The sequence below is a fragment of the Haloarcula argentinensis DSM 12282 genome (assembly GCA_000336895.1).
Classification (GTDB): Archaea; Halobacteriota; Halobacteria; order Halobacteriales; family Haloarculaceae; genus Haloarcula; species Haloarcula argentinensis.
The window spans coordinates 92,931-109,677 of sequence record AOLX01000003.1 but is presented as its reverse complement, the minus strand read 5'-3'; the positions used below and the strand labels follow the sequence as shown (position 1 = coordinate 109,677).

21 protein-coding genes and 1 pseudogene are annotated in these 16,747 nt (G+C 52.4%); 17 read left to right on the top strand and 5 right to left on the bottom strand.

Annotated elements, in window-relative coordinates; translation table 11 throughout:
* Positions 1-50: 50 nt before the first annotated feature.
* From C443_RS21020 to C443_RS00530, 8 genes are all read left to right on the top strand, one after another.
* A complete protein-coding gene (locus C443_RS21020; protein ID WP_152422987.1) occupies positions 51-272 on the top strand; it encodes a hypothetical protein in 222 nt (73 codons plus the stop codon).
* Between the two features lie 111 nt (positions 273-383).
* Positions 384-1,052 carry a colicin D domain-containing protein gene (locus tag C443_RS00550; RefSeq protein WP_005532779.1) on the top strand — a complete coding sequence of 223 codons (669 nt, stop codon included), beginning with the start codon at positions 384-386 and terminating at the stop codon, positions 1,050-1,052.
* Between the two features lie 2 nt (positions 1,053-1,054).
* A complete protein-coding gene (locus C443_RS20585) occupies positions 1,055-1,387 on the top strand; it encodes a colicin immunity domain-containing protein (protein ID WP_160163337.1) in 333 nt (110 codons plus the stop codon).
* Between the two features lie 604 nt (positions 1,388-1,991).
* The gene (locus tag C443_RS00545) at positions 1,992-2,180 is read left to right on the top strand and encodes a hypothetical protein (protein ID WP_005532777.1); all 189 of its coding nucleotides are present in this window, start codon (positions 1,992-1,994) and stop codon (positions 2,178-2,180) included.
* Positions 2,181-2,235: 55 nt separating this feature from the next.
* Entirely contained in the window at positions 2,236-3,201 is a 966-nt protein-coding gene (locus tag C443_RS00540) for a transcription initiation factor IIB (RefSeq protein ID WP_005532776.1), read from the top strand.
* Between the two features lie 75 nt (positions 3,202-3,276).
* Positions 3,277-3,663, top strand: coding sequence for a hypothetical protein (locus tag C443_RS20580; protein WP_005532774.1), 387 nt, complete (start codon positions 3,277-3,279; stop codon positions 3,661-3,663).
* 82 nt (positions 3,664-3,745) lie between these two features.
* Positions 3,746-4,042 carry a ribbon-helix-helix domain-containing protein gene (locus C443_RS00535; RefSeq protein ID WP_049943801.1) on the top strand — a complete coding sequence of 99 codons (297 nt, stop codon included), beginning with the start codon at positions 3,746-3,748 and terminating at the stop codon, positions 4,040-4,042.
* Entirely contained in the window at positions 4,032-4,319 is a 288-nt protein-coding gene (locus C443_RS00530; protein WP_005532770.1) for a type II toxin-antitoxin system RelE family toxin, read from the top strand. The genes C443_RS00535 and C443_RS00530 overlap by 11 nt, the downstream gene beginning before the upstream one ends.
* On the opposite strand, the gene C443_RS20575 is transcribed toward C443_RS00530, so the two are convergent.
* Entirely contained in the window at positions 4,298-4,687 is a 390-nt protein-coding gene (locus C443_RS20575) for a hypothetical protein (protein ID WP_080505417.1), read from the bottom strand. The two genes, C443_RS00530 and C443_RS20575, sit on opposite strands and share 22 nt — an antisense overlap.
* A gap of 106 nt (positions 4,688-4,793) precedes the next feature.
* On the opposite strand from C443_RS20575, the gene C443_RS00520 reads away from it, so the two are divergent.
* From C443_RS00520 to C443_RS00505, 5 genes and pseudogenes are all read left to right on the top strand, one after another.
* Entirely contained in the window at positions 4,794-5,234 is a 441-nt protein-coding gene (locus C443_RS00520) for a hypothetical protein (RefSeq protein ID WP_049943786.1), read from the top strand.
* Between the two features lie 107 nt (positions 5,235-5,341).
* On the top strand, positions 5,342-5,737 hold the full coding sequence (locus tag C443_RS21015; RefSeq protein WP_152422986.1) for a hypothetical protein: 396 nt from the start codon (positions 5,342-5,344) through the stop codon (positions 5,735-5,737).
* 125 nt (positions 5,738-5,862) lie between these two features.
* Positions 5,863-6,687 (top strand): annotated as a pseudogene (locus tag C443_RS00515) (N-6 DNA methylase).
* Positions 6,688-6,750: 63 nt separating this feature from the next.
* Entirely contained in the window at positions 6,751-7,020 is a 270-nt protein-coding gene (locus C443_RS00510) for a DUF7389 domain-containing protein (protein ID WP_005532767.1), read from the top strand.
* A gap of 309 nt (positions 7,021-7,329) precedes the next feature.
* Entirely contained in the window at positions 7,330-8,346 is a 1,017-nt protein-coding gene (locus C443_RS00505) for a hypothetical protein (RefSeq protein WP_160163336.1), read from the top strand.
* Between the two features lie 741 nt (positions 8,347-9,087).
* On the opposite strand, the gene C443_RS21010 is transcribed toward C443_RS00505, so the two are convergent.
* From C443_RS21010 to C443_RS00495, 3 genes are all read right to left on the bottom strand, one after another.
* The gene (locus C443_RS21010; protein ID WP_160163335.1) at positions 9,088-10,497 is read right to left on the bottom strand and encodes a hypothetical protein; all 1,410 of its coding nucleotides are present in this window, start codon (positions 10,495-10,497) and stop codon (positions 9,088-9,090) included.
* A 630-nt stretch (positions 10,498-11,127) separates the two neighbouring features.
* Positions 11,128-12,111 carry a hypothetical protein gene (locus C443_RS21005; RefSeq protein WP_152422983.1) on the bottom strand — a complete coding sequence of 328 codons (984 nt, stop codon included), beginning with the start codon at positions 12,109-12,111 and terminating at the stop codon, positions 11,128-11,130.
* Between the two features lie 483 nt (positions 12,112-12,594).
* On the bottom strand, positions 12,595-12,864 hold the full coding sequence (locus C443_RS00495) for an SHOCT domain-containing protein (protein WP_005532763.1): 270 nt from the start codon (positions 12,862-12,864) through the stop codon (positions 12,595-12,597).
* A 360-nt stretch (positions 12,865-13,224) separates the two neighbouring features.
* Here C443_RS00495 and C443_RS00485 point away from each other — a divergent pair, with 360 nt between their 5' ends.
* From C443_RS00485 to C443_RS00475, 4 genes are all read left to right on the top strand, one after another.
* A complete protein-coding gene (locus C443_RS00485; RefSeq protein WP_152422982.1) occupies positions 13,225-13,701 on the top strand; it encodes an SHOCT domain-containing protein in 477 nt (158 codons plus the stop codon).
* A 303-nt stretch (positions 13,702-14,004) separates the two neighbouring features.
* Entirely contained in the window at positions 14,005-14,136 is a 132-nt protein-coding gene (locus C443_RS21000) for a hypothetical protein (protein ID WP_268237888.1), read from the top strand.
* Between the two features lie 138 nt (positions 14,137-14,274).
* Complete coding sequence (locus C443_RS00480; protein ID WP_005532760.1) at positions 14,275-14,505, top strand: antitoxin VapB family protein; 231 nt, start codon at positions 14,275-14,277, stop codon at positions 14,503-14,505.
* Positions 14,502-14,909 carry a PIN domain-containing protein gene (locus C443_RS00475; RefSeq protein WP_005532759.1) on the top strand — a complete coding sequence of 136 codons (408 nt, stop codon included), beginning with the start codon at positions 14,502-14,504 and terminating at the stop codon, positions 14,907-14,909. Before C443_RS00480 ends, C443_RS00475 begins: the two co-directional genes overlap by 4 nt.
* 306 nt (positions 14,910-15,215) lie before the next feature.
* Here the strand turns inward: C443_RS00475 and C443_RS00470 are convergent, their stop codons facing one another.
* Entirely contained in the window at positions 15,216-16,691 is a 1,476-nt protein-coding gene (locus C443_RS00470; RefSeq protein WP_005532757.1) for an RICIN domain-containing protein, read from the bottom strand.
* Positions 16,692-16,747 lie beyond the last annotated feature (56 nt).

Here is a 16,747-nt window from a genome sequence, read left to right as displayed (position 1 = left end):
TTCGTTGCAGGATCAGCACGAGACGCGCAATCCGTTCGAGGCTGGCGAATATGCCGGGGCCAAAGCGACAGGCCGTCGTCGACGAGTTCAACTCGCTGTCGCCCCAGACCAGGCGGTATCTGCGCGACTCGGACGTGGATTCGCCGGCCAGTGAAGCGATGGATCTGTTCAAGCGAACGGATTCGCGTGGTCGGCGGTCGCTGAACGGTCTAGCAGATACGGATTCCGATGCAGCGGATATCCTGCTGGAGAGGGACGACGCGGCGACCTAGCGGCGCTTCACCCGGGCCTACGACTCGAGTGAAGTCTCGTCGGACGAACTGGCGACGAGTCTCAAGTGGTACGACGAACTGGATCCGAACGAAAAGTCGACAGCCGACGAGATGGTGGCGCGTGGCGGTGACGACGGCGTTTCACTCCTTGATGAGCAGGTCTGTAACAGTCCCTGTGACAGTTTCACTGAGGCCTGGCATGGACTCAAACAAACCGACTCAATTAGCTCTTACGACGCAACGACGTTCCATAACAAGCTCTTGGATGCTGTGCGACGAGACTCGATAAGTGACGAGCGAGCAGCGGATCTGCTCGGGGACGCAAAGAAGCTCGCCACTGACGAGGGTCGTGATGCCACGAATGTCATCAACAGAGACGATGTATTCTCACGAAAACTCATTCAGCGGTACGCTGACTCTGATTCTACAGGCGTAGACACGCTGCGAAAGATGGACGAACTGGGGGAGGTTGATCTGCCAGACAGTCAAATCGATAGCAAGTATAAGCATGCTGATGACTTCGGTGTAAACGGGAACAAGAACCCGGAGAACAAAGAACGGTTCAAAGAGGCTATCGCTGAGCACGCGGTTGACCCTGATACCGAGGTAATCGAAGGGAAGTACAAGCGACTAGAAGGCGATCAATCAGTCACGCACATTTACAATTCGAGAACCGGTAACAACGTTATCGTGGACGATGGAGAGTTCTTGACTGGATACAAGCTGACTGCTGACCAACGTCAAAATATGGAAAGTACCGGGATTATTGATGGTGAATGACTATGAACGCTAATGAGAGAGCGGAGAAATATCTGGATCTCATAACTTCCTATACAAATGGCGAAATGGAATCGTCAGAATTTATGCATAGATACTTGACAGAGTTCAAAGAGGATTATCACGATGTGCCTGCAGACGAACCATACGAAGTCCTCGAGCCGCTGTTCTTTGCATGTGATAGGTATTGTCCCGATACAGACCCTCAGAAGGTACGGGGCGGTATCGGTGAAGAGCAATTCTTCAAAGAAGCGGCCTATGCGCGGAGGAACTGGAGGAGTTGCTGGACGAAATGGAGGAAAGCGGGTCCACCGAATAATGGACGAAATGAGCGATGACAACTCGATTACGCTCGAACTGACCCGGAACGGGGCGATTGTAATGCTGGAGTGATTAGAGCGATTTGACCTGAAAAAGACAGTGATCAAACTCCGGGAAACCTCCTGCCGCCAGAGTCATGGCGGGAAGGTGGATTCTGCGGATTGTACTATTGCGTTGATCAGTGCCCATTCGATCTTGACTGGTGATTATACGGTTCTGACTAAGCGCTTTGTATTCAGCAGATTGTTTTCAATACTCTCTGTGTCTGATGAAAGGCCCGAAGTCAATACGCGGATCCACTGAACGGTCGTTCCACGCCTTCTCGGTGTGACCAAAGCCCATCCGCACCCACTACGGCACTGGGACCGTCAGGTTAAGCGGCGATGAGACCGACGCATCGCATGGCCAGTACTCCCGCCCCGGTCCCTCGCCATCACGCCCGAGCAAGTCGTACGCAACGAGTTTCATGAGCTTCGTTCGCCGTTCTCGCTTCGAAATCGGCGTCTGTTCTCACGCTCATCGGTCTGTCTGGGATGTTGCTGAGGCCTGAGTGACTTCTATCGGTTGCTTGTACGCACTGCCAATTTTGTGACCCCCTGCCGGGCGAGGGATTTCCCGATCATGAGCACTGACCAGCAGTCCGTCGGCGAACAGCCTTCAGATACCGAAGCCGACGACCAGCAAGACGTCCTTGCCCATCATCGACAGGCACAGGAACGCGGCGAGGTCTTTCAGGGCCGTCGCCGGGTCGAGATCGAGATCGAAGCCAAGCGAGTCCCGCGCCCGGATGGGAAACTGCCCGACGCCTGACCGGGCGCCGCAGCGTGTTTTCTGAGCCTCCAGTCGGGTGAGAGGTATCTTCTCAATGTCTTCACAAACTGTCCAGACAGAGCTGTTTGCAGTTGCACAGGGCTGTCCCGAGTGTGGCGGCACGCTTGATAGCAGCGGACGGGAAACGCACTGCAAGAACTGTGGCCTGGTGACCGAACAAGACCAGCTCGACCACGGGCCGGAGTGGCGAACGTACAATCGGGAGGAACAGAAGCGGACGGGTGCTCCCCGGACGGCCACTCGCCACGACCGGGGCCTGTCGACGAACATCGGCTCTGTTGAGAGCTCAGATATCTCTCCGAGACGGCGTCGACGGCTTGCTCGCCAGCGTCGGCTCCACGGTCGGTCGAAGTACTCCAGCAAGCGCGACCGGAACCTTGCTCACGGGCTCGGTGAAGTCCGACGCATCGCGAGTGCGTTGTCTGAGAGTCGGTCGGTGAAAGAGCAGGCATCCACGCTCTTCCGTGAGGCCCAGGATGCGGACCTGCTAATCGGACGGTCGATTGAAGGCNAGGCATCCACGCTCTTCCGTGAGGCCCAGGATGCGGACCTGCTAATCGGACGGTCGATTGAAGGCGGTGCAGCGGCCGCTGTGTACGCTTCTTGTCGATGCAACGGGCTCGTGACGATGGATACAGTCGCTGACGTTGCTCGGTGTTCCGACTCACATATCTGGAACTGCCACCGGACGTTTTTGATGGAACTCGAACTTCCGATTCCAGTATCGCTCCCGGTGGACTGGGTGGCACGGATTTGCTCGGATCTCCCGCTTGATGTTGCGCCGGAGGTTCGACAGCAGGCACTCAAACTGGCAGAGCAGGCAACCGAGTCTACCGAGGTCAACGGACGACCGGATGGGGTTGCAGCCGGCGCTCTGTACCTCGCTAGTCGGGAGTCAGATATCCGACTCACACAGGCGACGATCGGCGAGGCGATGGATCTGAACCCGTCGACAGTCCGTCAGTGGTTCCAGCAGATCGAGGAGCACATCGTTGACTGAAGCGTCGTGACAGGCTATTTTGTGTGCCCCGATGGGGTGCAGGGCGGGCAGAAAGCGCGTCCTGAGAGAGAACGTATGTCTGTAACTGATACTCCCGAATCGGCGGCACAGCACGACTCCGAGACTGCTCTTGGGTCGGTCCCGGCGCTACGGTCGCCAACGAAGGTCGTATCGTTTGTCGAACGAGTTCTCGTCGAGCTTCACCACGAAGCGCTGGCTGCTCGATATGTGACCGATCTAGGGCAGGAATGGGAGAAGACAATCTGGTGTCGGGTCAAGCACACGCAACTGGACGTCGACGCGGAGTATGTTCAGATTCGGGACGATCCACGAGTAGGCGTTGCTGTGGAACCGTGTTCGCAAGCGACGGTTCGGAGGCGACTGTGCCAGTGTCTTGACCACGACCGGACTGGGCGTGTTGATGTCCGACCACTGACTGATGTTACGGTGAGCAGCGACTGATGACGATACACTATTCGGCAGAGTACTCATGCTCCGCACAATAGGTGAAGAATTATACTACACCAGCGTATAGCATATGTATATGTCTGATGCAGATAGCGATACTGGAAACGGTGGTCCAGAGATGGTACAAATAAACCTCCGATTGAGCAAATCCTTTCTTGAGGATATCGATGCGACGTGGCAAGAAGAGGGGTTCAACTCACGGAGCGAGTTCCTTCGCCACGTCGCTCGGGATGCAGTGAAACATCCCGAATTTAGTCGGAGTGGGTGGAAACAGATCGCCGCGAGCGAGCACGATCTCCGCGTGGGTGATGCTGAACTGGTTTCGCGTGAGGAAGTCCGTGCCATGATGAATCAAGACGGTAATGACGAGTGACGAGGAGTGGACGTGGAAGTTCACTGAGCGTGCCACTGGGCAGTTCAGTGATCTTGATACGCACGTTCAGGACCGAATCGTTTCAAAACTTGATGAGGTTGTTGACTCAACATGGCGGGAGCCAAAGGATTTCCTAGAGCCACTGACTGGCGGGCCGTTCTGGAAGCTTCGGGTTGGTACGTACCGTCTTGCGTGTGTACTCGCACACGATGCTTCGGTACTTGAAGTCCACAGAATCGAACACCGGAGTGGTGCTTACACAGCAGACGACGACTGACTATCGCTTATTCGTTCCGGAAGGGCGAGATCACCGAGAGCAGCGTATTGACGAAGGACACAGAGATGTGGACAGACGGTGGTCGTCTGGAAGGCCTCGCAGCTGCACCAGCCAGCGTGGGTCCCGTTGGGATGCTCAGCCAGCGAGCAATTCACGGGACAGTCGTCGTCGACGGAGACGAGAAACAGATCCGGGCGACTACCCTTTGTCACGTCGACATCAGCATCGAGGGCGGTGTTCCACGTCGCTGACTGGCGCTCTCGAATCTGCTGGAAGTCAAGATCACGGGCCCCGCTGGGCTGGCGGGATATCCACTGGTCTGGTGGCGAACCCTCGCTAGTCGTGGTGGGGGACTCGGCTGTTTTCATAGTGAGTCCTCGTACTAATCATTAGATTCTCAAACAGCAAAAAAGTTGTTCTAGAGGCTACGAAAAGCGAATTTTGCGTTTCTCTAGTGGCTGAGAGAATCCAATAATGAGCAGTAAATACCGACATCGCAATCGCGGTCAGAAAAGGCTAAAATGGCGCTGGAAAGATGAGACTGATAACCGGTCATTGCCCCAATCGTGGGCCGACAAGGGTCGCACAGAATCTCCCGAAGAAGACGAGGTGCAACTGTATGCAATCCAGTGTCGGGCTGGGCTCTTACTTGAATGGCTGGTCAATACACGAACGGGGAAACTGCTCAGGGGTCCGCTGAGCGAGAAGCCGGGGATTCGTGTCCTGTACGTTACCGCCGACGGTGAGTACGCACTCGTCAAAGAGTCCGAAGCCCGCGAAATTGACGATAGTTGGAAGCCGCCCAAGCGGTTCGCCAGCATCATCGCGAAGGACCCGGAGGAGGCTGACCCAGTTCCAGACTCCAGTCAGGACTACTACCGACGCTCGGTTGAAGACCTGTACGACTCGCCGTAGCCGCTGTGGAAACAGTTTCTTTGCTCATGAACGCGATTGAAACGACCGCTCAGTAAGCCTGCGAATTTAGCAGAAACCACATATGGCAACCACGATGTAGCCAGAGTATGGACAAGCAAGTGCAAAATGTAACCTGTGTCCTTGTATTGTCACTACTTGTCGCGGGGTGCGTTGGAGTCCCTGCTTCGAATCCACCGTCCCCTGACCACTCTCTCTATCTTGAAAACAACTGGAACGAGAGTGCAACCTTCGAGATTACCGTCGTGAGACAGGCGTCGAATGAGACAGTTCACGACCGGAGTTATGTGCTCGATGCGGGCGAGGAGCGAGAGGTCTACAATACCAATAGTTCGTCACCTGACGGTATCGAAACCTTCGAAGTCCGATGGATGGCACGAAACGAAACCGGGCAGGTAAATATAACCACGAGCACCTGTTACGGAAGTGCACATGTGATTATTGAAGAAGACGGGTCACCGGGAACAATCTATTCTATTTGCTGAGTCAAACTCCTGTGTTAATCGATTCATCAATCTCATGCATTGACCAGATCACTCAGCGAGTAGAGCTACTGTAGTGACGATAACTGGCAGGCCAGATTTTGTGACTCTCTGGTGGCCGAGAGAGCATGGCTTCGCCACAGATCGACGTCGACGAGATTGTTGAAACGCTTGAGCAGATCCGTCAACGAGGGCACAGCGCCCACACGGTCTTCCGAGATTGGGTTAATCTCATGCTGTTCGCACTGCAACGCCGGGACTACCCATATCTGGAGATCGTCGACGACCACCGCGAGCGCGGCGATATGGACCATCCCGAGGGACAACGGTCAGTCGACCTCTTCTCGAAAGCGTTCGGTCACCTCCAAGAGCGAATGGCAGCCACCGACGCGGACGTTCTGGGCGCTGTCTATGAGGAATACGGGATGTCGAGCGATGCCTTCGGCCAGCACTTCACGCCACACAATGTCTGCGAGACGATGGCCGAGATCGCCGGCGTTGTAGATAAAAATGATACCGATGACCGGCAGACGGTTCTTGACCCGGCCTGTGGGAGCGGTCGGATGCTACTAGTCGCCGGCCGAAAGCAGCCAGACGCGCTCCTGTTCGGGCAGGACAAGGACCCGCTGTGTGCCCGGATTACAGCGCTGAACTGCTGTTTCTTGAATCTGGACGCCTACGTTATCTAGGGCGACTCACTGACTGTTGAGTTCCAGCGAGCGTGGCAAACCTCGTACTCTGTGTTGGGTGGGAGCGTTCGCGAGCTAGACGACGAGGAGGTCTCTGAACTTCGTGAGTGGGTGACCGACGCCTTCGAGAATCCGGTTGAGGAAGGCAACTACCCCAGTCCGGAGCAGCAGACAGATGCGGGCTCGGAGGATCGAACAGCTCCAGTTACGGCGTCTGTTTCGAGCGAGCAGGCCGGTCTGGATGCGTTCAAGAGTAGTGATTAGCGGCTGTTTTGTGTCCCCCAGTCGGGTGAGGGGCGTTCCAGTGAGAGCGTCCTGAAAAGAACCATGTCAAACGAAACAGACGAAGATCAAGACACGGCTCCAGACTCAGTTGAGAAGGTAGAACGAACAGACATCGGCTGTAGTATGGAGGCCCGGGTGAAACGAGGAACCGAAACACGGGACGAAGACAGAATGACGATTGAAGCGGAAGGTGAGACTGCTGAGGAGACGATTGCAGAGTTCTACGACCTCTTAGAAGAGTACGAGCAGGAGATCGGTGGTCGGCTTCGAGATATTCAGCCCGAGGAAGACGACGAGGTGGCCGACGAGTAGGATTCTCGGCCTTGTTCAGATGTGGAGCAACAACCCGCTCATGTTGCCAGTGACATCCTTTACCAGCGGTAACGGCCTCTCAACACAGCCGCTTCGAACGGTTCCAGGTTCTCCCTATCATCTGGTTTATCAATTCGCTCTCAACTGACTTTTAGAACGGGATATCAGTAATTCCTATGCTCTTAAATCGATAATCAGCATACGACACGCCTCTTACCTTCAATAAATTTGAATTATAATATACTATTGGTGAATAATGTAAAGCACTTTATGCATAAATTTATGTAAATAGCCTTCCTGATAATGCTTGTGAATAGGAGAAAAGTTATTGCAGGTGTGGGAGCGAGTTGTGCAATCAGTCTTTCTGGATGCCTCGGAATACTCCAAAGCGGCGGTCAAATAGCAAATGTTGAGATTGTACGAAATTCTATAGAGGTGGAAATAAAAGATAGTAGCAAAGTATCAAAAATCAATATATTCTACCAAGATGAAGTAGTCAAAGAATCTGGGGTTAGCACCGGTGAAGACACGGCCTCTGTCAGTCTACTGCTAAGTGATGATTATGATGAGTGGGAATACCCTGACAAGGACTTCGGTGAGGGCGACTCGTATCGGGCGGGCGACTACCGTATTGTCGCTGTGGGAGAGGAAGATGAACAAGTGGGCTCAGCGGAGCTCTCACTAGAGCCCGAACTGGAAGTAGTTGATATAGGCCTTGCGCGGGAGTTCGAAAACAACGGCAGTTTCCGTGACGAATTTGAGGTTAGCGAAATGGGGGACAGAGATCAGAGGAGATTCCTCGATGCAGCCGTTGTCCTCCAGGTGGAGAATAAAGGCAACGCGCCAGAATTGGTTGGTCCGTTCACTTTAGATAATGCTGAGACTGCAACTGTTACGTTTGAAGGATTTGGGATGAGTGATGACGAAGAGGGTGACGTAGGCTTCATCTCCCGGCCACGCGGCGAAGCAAATTTCTCGCTACCAGTAGAAAGGTGGGTAGGAAAAGGCGGCGAGGACTTCGATCCAGCACCTGATGCGAACATCCTTGAAAGTGGGAAGACTGGATACTTTGTTACAGAGCCTTTCCTGCATGAACGCTCTGGGAAGGAACCTACGATAGAGTCGTTGAACGACGCTTGTTCGGCAGGCGTTACCCTGCAAATGTCTGGGGGTGTTCATGGAGCAGCAGGAGATTCTGCCGAGGTAGAATTCTCAAGAAAACTTGCAGGGGACCCTCAAAAATACAGAAAGGAGGACGCGAATTACGAATACTGGTGCAAAGGACAAACACTGTCCATGTCTGACTCCAGTACCTCTGAACAGTGATCTCTTGAACCTAGCATTTCCCGACTCTTGTGATCCGTAGAAACGTCGATTAGTATATAAATATAGAGTCTCGCTTGGGATTAAGCAGTAAGGCAGGGTAAGATGCTGTGAACTGTCCGTGGGTGATTACCCGAACAGGAGGTGCGGGAACGGAAGTAGCCGGCCTCGATCAACGAGATAGTACGGGCCTCATCGCCGAAGTGACCTCGCTCCTGTTTGACTATCTTCAGTCTCTTCCGGGGGTTGGGCATGACGATCAAGAGGTAATGTTCAGAACGATGGTGGAGAACGATACGATAGACGAATTCAAGTCCATGATTGAGGAATCCGTGACTTCCTGTCATCAGAAACACAGCTGATGTTCTGAGCAGCGTGACGAATACAACACGCGAATCGGCCGGTGGGAGAGTTCCGGTACAAATCTTTATATTGGGCAGGTTGTACTTGTAACTACACTAACATAGTTTGGTCAACGTTCCGATGTTGCTTCCGCCATTCCCACCGTCCGAATGTGGAAGATATGAGGTGGAGGGAAACTGTTCGGACGAACGGGTCGGTTTCCTCAACATCGGACAAACTGAAGCAGAAGCATTCGAGCTTGAGGTTAAAATCTCAGTCAGAAAAATCCATGCCCGGTGATACCGTTGCAGTCACGCTGTTGATGCCCGAGGAATCGACAGCGCTGGTCGATGGGTTGTGAAGGTTGTACACCGAACTGGTCGGTGAAGTGCCTGTATGAGCTTACTGACCGATCAATTTAATGACCCGGTTGAGTACTTCTGAGCCATCTCTGATTAACTCTTGAATCGTAGCCTCAATGTCGCTGGGAGTATTAGATGATGGGGTCCCCAGATTTTCAACCGTCGCTGGTTCGCTTGGTGTCTGTTGTGGTGTTTCAGTTTGCATACGATTCTCGGTGGGTGACTGCGTAGGCGTTGATGTCGGAGTCGGCGTACGGAAATCATCCTCTGAACTACTATCTAATGTGTAGTACTGCGGTTCAGATGGGATTTCAGGGAGTCCAGACGAGCGAATATATTTATCCAGCCAATTCGTTATCTCTGAATCTCCAGAGAACCTAGTTACTGCGCTTTCAAACCCCTCGTACGTTGACAAATCAGCATCCTCGACACCCATGACATCAATCAGTGTATTCTGACTGCCCGAGCGAATTCGAATTTCTGCATCAAGTGCTGCTAACACATGTGCCCCCTTTCTATAATCCGCAGCTCCAGATTCCGATGACGAATAATTTGATAGATTCACATTCTTGTATCGCTCCGTCCGGATATTGCTGATAAACTGCTCAAATGTTATCAGTCCTGCATTGAGGTTGAGTAAGTGGCCAATATACTGTGCTATACCTTCTTTAAGCCAATACATCTCTTCTCCGTCAAAAACGCCATAGATTGTATGAGCGAATTCATGTGGAGGTGTATATTTCCCGGCTTGGGCTACTTCCTCAGATAGTAGTATATCCGTCGCTATCGCTCTTCCACGGGTGTAGTTTCCTTGCCGCACAGAGCTAAACACGAACGCCGTATATTTTCGCCTTTCAAATCTTGGCTTCAAATTATTCAGTCCCAGCTGGAGTACATCAAGGATATCGGTTCCATCAATTGGCTTTGTAACCTCTTCCGGCACGATAAGAGCCAACTGTTTCCCCTCTATATTTCGCAGCTCTCTGTCGTGGGGTCCTAAATAGACTGTCTCTGTTCCTGCATACCCCTCACCGTTTACCTCAGATTCTCTGACAAAATCTGGACTTTCAGTAGAATATCGCCATGATGGGTCAGTACCGATAGTGCTGACTAGTGCAGACTTTTTAGATGCATATCCAAAAAAGCCGTCTGATAAATTGTCAGATTTGTAGGATATATCAATGGTTATCTTCGGCGGGGAACCACCGCTCCAAACATGTGTATACTTGTCTTCCTGCTGGAGATTTTTCGTGTCCACTGAGACACGCTCAAACTCTTCTGGAACCGATCCGATTGTGAGTTCGGTAACAGACGGCGGTAGCTGATAGGACAGTTCGACTGTTACCTTCTTACTTTCCCCATCATAGCTAAAGTTACTACGTTGAACAATACTATTGTCAAGATTTGATATTGATGACGCGGATCTGGCTGCTGTTTGCCGACTTATCATTCCCGCTCCGACAGGAGCAGCCCCTAAGACTCGTAAAACATCACGGCGACTCTGCATAATTCTGCTGCATTTCGTACCTTTATAAACCAACCCCCCAAATTATCATAAATAAGTCTGCATGGTAGCTGCAGGTTTACAGCCTCTTCCACCAGCATGTCCTGCTATGTCTGCAACGGTGGGTTAGAGTGGCTGAGATATTCGTCACGGCCACGGGCCACATAGACGGTCACCGGCGATGGGTAAACGATGGGCGTGCGGGCAGGGCCTTGCTGCGCATGGCTTTGAAATCCGGCGTTCAGTAGTGAGTGGGCAACAGAGCGCGAGGAATATGAGCTGCGGTGTGGCGAAAGTATCGATGATGTTGATGAGGCCCTCAACCGAGCGTATTGATATTGCTCAGAAATGCAACAGCGAAGAGCTTCACCGCACTGTTTGTGGACTCGATCCGGAAGAGAGTACCCGACTGAAAGGACCTATACAACCCCGAGAAAGACTTAGCATGGAGCATATTAGGGGCCTGACGCCCCACGTTCATCCAGCCCTCGTTCCCCTTCGCGCCGCTGGCTAGTCGGCCTGATTAGCGTGCAACGAATACCCTCCAAAATCCGGAACAACTGTCGAAGTTATTATTTATTGCTCACAAACTTCTATATTACTTTCTGTGGCGATTCGACCCATCGTATCTAAATTTAATACTGTCGCAAATTCTTTGGCTGTGTCTGAATTTTCAAACGGCACAGCTATCTCTCCATCCCAAGAGTCTGATTTTATCGACTCTCGAAGTCTCTGATTAATACCACCTTCAAAAATTGTTTCCTCCCTAAATTTGACCCGGATTTGAGAATCGCTCCCCTCATCGAAAGCTCCTTGATTTACTAGTTCTTGGAATTTGTCCAGAGCATCACGGGGGAGGGATAATACTACCCTTGGTCCGGTCGATTCATAAGTTTCAAACTTCCCACTTAGATCAGATTGTCTTACTGTGATTGTTTCGTCGCTACCGACTTGTATATGAAAAGCAATGTTTCCGAGCGAACTAGGGAATGGTCCATCCTCTAGAGCTGTTATATCTGCTGCTATCAAATCTGCAGATGAATCATTCGTAACTACATGAAAAACCGAAAAATCCGAAACTGATTGAGTTCCTTGCAATCTAGTATAAAGAATTCTTCCAGTTCGGATTAAGCTCAATCTACTGACTCCAGCAGAATAGCTATTGATTCCATCGTATTGGTTTACAAAAGATCCCATGTCCGATTCTTGATAATTACCTTGGTTAAACTCTATTAGGTATCCCTCAGAAGACTCAATTTCGGTCACTTCAGAGGGATTTATTGCTGTAATATCGTCGGCTTCTAACCCATTGACATCGTTGATAAATGATTCCGCAGTCTGACGATTGGCAGCTGTTAGAGTGTAGCCTTGTGGAGTTACAGTTAAGATATGTGTACCGGTAATATTACCACATGTTAGCCTTTCTGATGTTTCGCCAATACCTTCGGAGGAGCTTTCACTTTCTGTTGAATTTTGTGGATTGTTCGAACTTGAAGTGCAACCTGCTAAGAATATAGTTCCCGAACATCCTGTTTTCAGTATGGTACGTCTACTTACCATGACTCCATCTAGTAGTAACAATATCTAAATTTTTTCCTTTAAATTATTCCTCACGTTCAGCATAGCTAATTCTATACAAAACTGAATGCTCTGAGCCAGCCGTCGGCCGTTTCTGCTTCAGCGTTACTGAGACGGTTTGAGAAACAGATGCCCTAGTCTTGCATCTACCGGCAACAGAAGCTGAATCTGGCCAACATTATGTCATACTTGCTTCTGCACTGAGTGAGAGAGTCCGGTTCAGAAGAGCTGTAATGGTACCCTCCTCTGTTTTGCACTCGGTATCGGTTGCTCGAATCGCGTAAGGACAGCTATCATATTGGAACACAACAGTCATAGGGAGTAGTCGTGGCAATCATTTCCAGGTAGTGGGCCTCTCACTCCATGTGACTTTGAGCGCAGCTGCCGGTATCTCTCTCGTCGCTCCACTCGGTCAAGATACTGGGATAGCAGTCCAGATCAGGACTGTACGATCAGTACGGGGGATTACTCTAAGACACGTTCGCGCTCGGTTGTCTGCTGTTCTGGTTCCTCTGTCTCTATGAGTTGGTCAAGACGCCGCTCAAATTCTTCTTGATCAAGTTCACCTTCTGCATACCGTCGTCGAAGCGTTTCAATTGGCGTTTCGTTTGATTCGTCTAGCTGCTGCCCGTCCTGTAGACTATCCGCAGGGGACGCGTTCGCCTGGCGAATGACCCCTCGTATCAATTGTCCGGCGACACTGAGTGTGACGGTGCTGAGCAATAGAAACAACACCCCTGATACGACGCTTCCAGTCAGCGCAAAGAGCCCGAAAACGAGTGCTGGGACACCAATCAAACAGGCCACGATGGCAATCGCAGTTCGACCAGTGGGGCTTTGGGGGGCATATCGGTGGATCAATTCGAACACACCTACGTTATTACTATTTTACAACTTAATAACCCCGGAAACAGAACATGATTTCTCTGGTCGGCTATCAATATTTTATACTTTTACATCGGCCGTGTTCCGTATCCCCCACAGCAGCACCACAGATACTAATCTAGCCGTTTAGCTGCTGTAATAACTATTTTATATCAACAACGTGTATCTGAACATGAATGCCCTCCAAAGATATCCGAACAGGAGATAATCATGCGTAATCGGATAGTTCAGCTCATCCCTGAAAATCTGCGGCCCCAGGCAACTCTGGCTGTATCGAGCTTCGTGCTCGGCGTGATATTTCTGGGTAGCTGGCTCACTGCAGCCAGAAGGCATCTTCTCCATCCCAGTTATGTGTCAGCGGATGTGCTTGTCTTGTTCTTCCTTGGGGCCGGATGCATTCTGAGCTCGCTATGTCTGGTCTACGCGATGATCGAACAATCACTCACGACTGACCGAGGTGGAGAAGACGAAGATGCCGATTCAGCGATTGAGATACTCCGCAAGCAGTACGCAACGGGAGCAGTCACCGATGAAGAATTCGAACGTCGGTTGAATACGCTGCTCCAATCAGAAGACACTGCCCAGCGTGAACAGGCAGAGTCCCCAGCATTTGACGATTTGGTAAACAACCCAGCCAACGCTGATGCTCCATCAACAGCGGAACTGAACATGGATCGAAGTCGGTGATATCGATCCCCTTTGAGACCGCGGCCTGCGACAGCTTCGACGGAATCTCGTGGTTTCGGGCCACCACCCGTTTTCGGGGCTGTATGGATATGCTTGACTGAACCAACCAAGTTTCCCATAGTTGATGGCTGTACTTCTTGACTCATATCTACTGCTACTTCTCAGGGGGATCGGTCTACGATCTTCGAGAATCGTGACCAGCCGCTGGAGCAGAAGCGACGCTAGTTTGTAACCGAATGTGATCGCGGCTCTACGACGCTAACCAACACAACCGACAACTACTGGCAATGCGTTGGTTAGCGTATGTTCAGCCGCTCACATGCTAAGATAGCACTCGAAGAACTCCGAGCAATCGACCGTGACTCGATCCCGGCAGAGCTGACAGCAGCTGTCGACGAACTCCCGGATGAACTGTTGAGTGAGCGCCAAGAGTAGTTTTCACCGATCAGGCTCCCGTCGTTCACTTTCGACCTTCGAATCTGCAACTAATATTTAGTAGACAATCTCACCGCTCTCGTCCTGCTGTCGCACCCAAATGTTGATTCCGATGGAGTGTCAACGCTGTCAACAGGGATGTCACATCAGGTTCGTCTGGAGGACGATGTCTACGAACGGATCAAAGCAAACAAGCGTGATGACGAGTCGTTTAGCGACGCCGTGGAGCGGCTTATCGGTGGGCACTCACTCAGTGACCTACGCGGCGTGTTTGACGAGGACCAGACGACCGAGATGCGGGACGCTATCGAGCAGGCTAACGAGGATGACCGCGACAAGGTTCGAGATGTCGCTGAGCGATTCGAATGATTGTCGATACGAGCTTTATTTTGGATATCATCGACGGTGTCGAAGCGGCCGTCAAGAAGGAACGGGAGCTCGAAGCAGCGAACGTTCCGCTGGCGATTCCATCAATGACAGTCTTGGAATTGTACATTGGCGTTGGGAAGATCGCGAATACTCGCGAGGAACGTCAGGCAGTAGAAGCCGTGCTTGACTCGTACCCACTGATCGATATGACCCCGAGCATCTCTCGTCGCGCCGGTCGGCTACTCGGTGAACAGATGGCTGATGCGGATGACAGTGAGGGGCCAGGTATTGGCAAAGGAGACGCGGCAATCGCTGCAACCGCTATAGAGCGTGATGAGCCTGTTCTCGCCGGCGACAGCCACTTCGGAACCATTCCCGGTGTAACCCACGAAAGCTATCGGTAGCGGGACTTCTCACAGTTCGAGTTCTGCAAATGCTTCATCGATAACGTCCTCACTTGGGGTGTTCAGGGAGGGTTCGATAGCGGTGAATGAATCCCAGTCGCCGACAGTCATATACGGCCCGTATTCCTCGTCGACACACACTCTTGGGCGTGCCTCTCATCGGTCAGAGGCACAAGCTGCTATCGGAAGCTAGCGATCGCGGTCGATCCAGCGACAGAAGGTCTGGAAGTCCTTTGCTCCAGCTTGTTCAGCAATCTCCTGAAGTATCCCTGTATTGACTCTATGTTGAGACTGATATAGCGACGCTCACCGACTATGGAGCGTCCATTTCTGATTTGGGTCCCCTTCCCAGTGCCACTGGTGGACGTTCGCGCCGGGTTGTTCTCCGTCGAGCACGCGACCGCTGTGTTTGTTGATGAACGCGTAGCGGCCGTCTCCGACTGATACAGCGTACCACCGCTGGTTCGCATTCCCGGTCCAGGGCCACTGGATAATGTCGACCGCGTCGTCTGTTCCTTCGTTTTCCACATCGAGCACCTTGCCGCTGTGTACTGCGTCGAGTCGATACGTGCCGTCGTCAGTCGGTTGGATGCTGAACCGCTGGTGGTCACTCTCAGTCCAGTCGGCCTCAGCCGCGCTCGCGCCGTCGCTGGTATCTCCATCCGTGATTTCGATGACGTTGCCCGTCTCTACTGAATGGACCGAGTAGACTCCTTCTGAAATTGGCGTATCACTTGTCCCATCCAGCCCGGCGACACTCAGTCGGCGGCATAGCGGGACGATGTCGGACGTTTCGTAGTAGTCGACACGGATAAGGTTCGGATTCAGTTCCGGGGCGACGCTGACGACTTGCTCGTATAGGGGTAACATCGCGTTCGTCTGCTGTGCGCCGCTGTAGAGATCCGTTGGTGCGCGGATGATCCACTGGGTCTCGCCAAGCCGGTCTGTTTCAGTATGGTCGTTCCTGACGCCGTTTGCCAGTACATCTCCTGGGGTAGCTGTGTCTGGATAGGAACTCGCTACCCAGTCGGCCCACGGCGCGGTGAAATCAGGCAGTGAGACTGGATCGTCGTGCTCCGTGAGCGTTCGATAAAAGATCGCTATCTTCGGCCCGTCGAACTCGGAGAGTGTCGCGTTGAGGAGGGAATCAGTGCCACTCACCGCACCGAGGTCGAACGCGTACGCCCCAAACGTGTCGGTCAAGAGCGTTGACAGCGCTTCCCAGTCGTCAGCCTCGAACGCATCATCGCTGAACGGCCTGGAATCATGGAAATGCGAGAGCTTGAGCAAGACCAGCTCCGAGGCCCCGGCGTCATCGACCTCTGAGAGGTACTGTGCGACCTCTGGGAACACCGTCTCATCGAGTGACTGGCCGGCTTCATCGGCGTGGTGGCCGTAGAACACGGTTCCGTCGCCGTCGTCCTGTGACTCGACGCGCACGTCCAGAAACCGGATCCCATCTGAGAGTTGCGTGTAGACATCTCTGGTCTGGCAGTCGTAGTACTCTGGCGAGTCTGGCTCGTCGGTCACCATCGCAGCGTGATGGGTCCCAGGGAAACTTAGTTCCCGAATCGGCGTTTCAGGGACAGCCTCGGTTTGCCACGTCTTCGTCTGGAACGTACTCTTTGCTGTTGCTGTGTGCGTCATCACTGTCTCTCCGAGTGCCGTACCACCGACCGCGAGGCCGGCCGTCTGTAGCACTGCGCGCCGACTCGCCGGGTAGTTGCCGTCTGAGACCTGTTCGCCCCTCGTGTGGCGCCTGTTCTGCGTGCTATTTACCATTGTGTTGTCTGAAATCTCTCATTCGCCTGTCCATGCTGTTCGCAGTATGCCGAGTT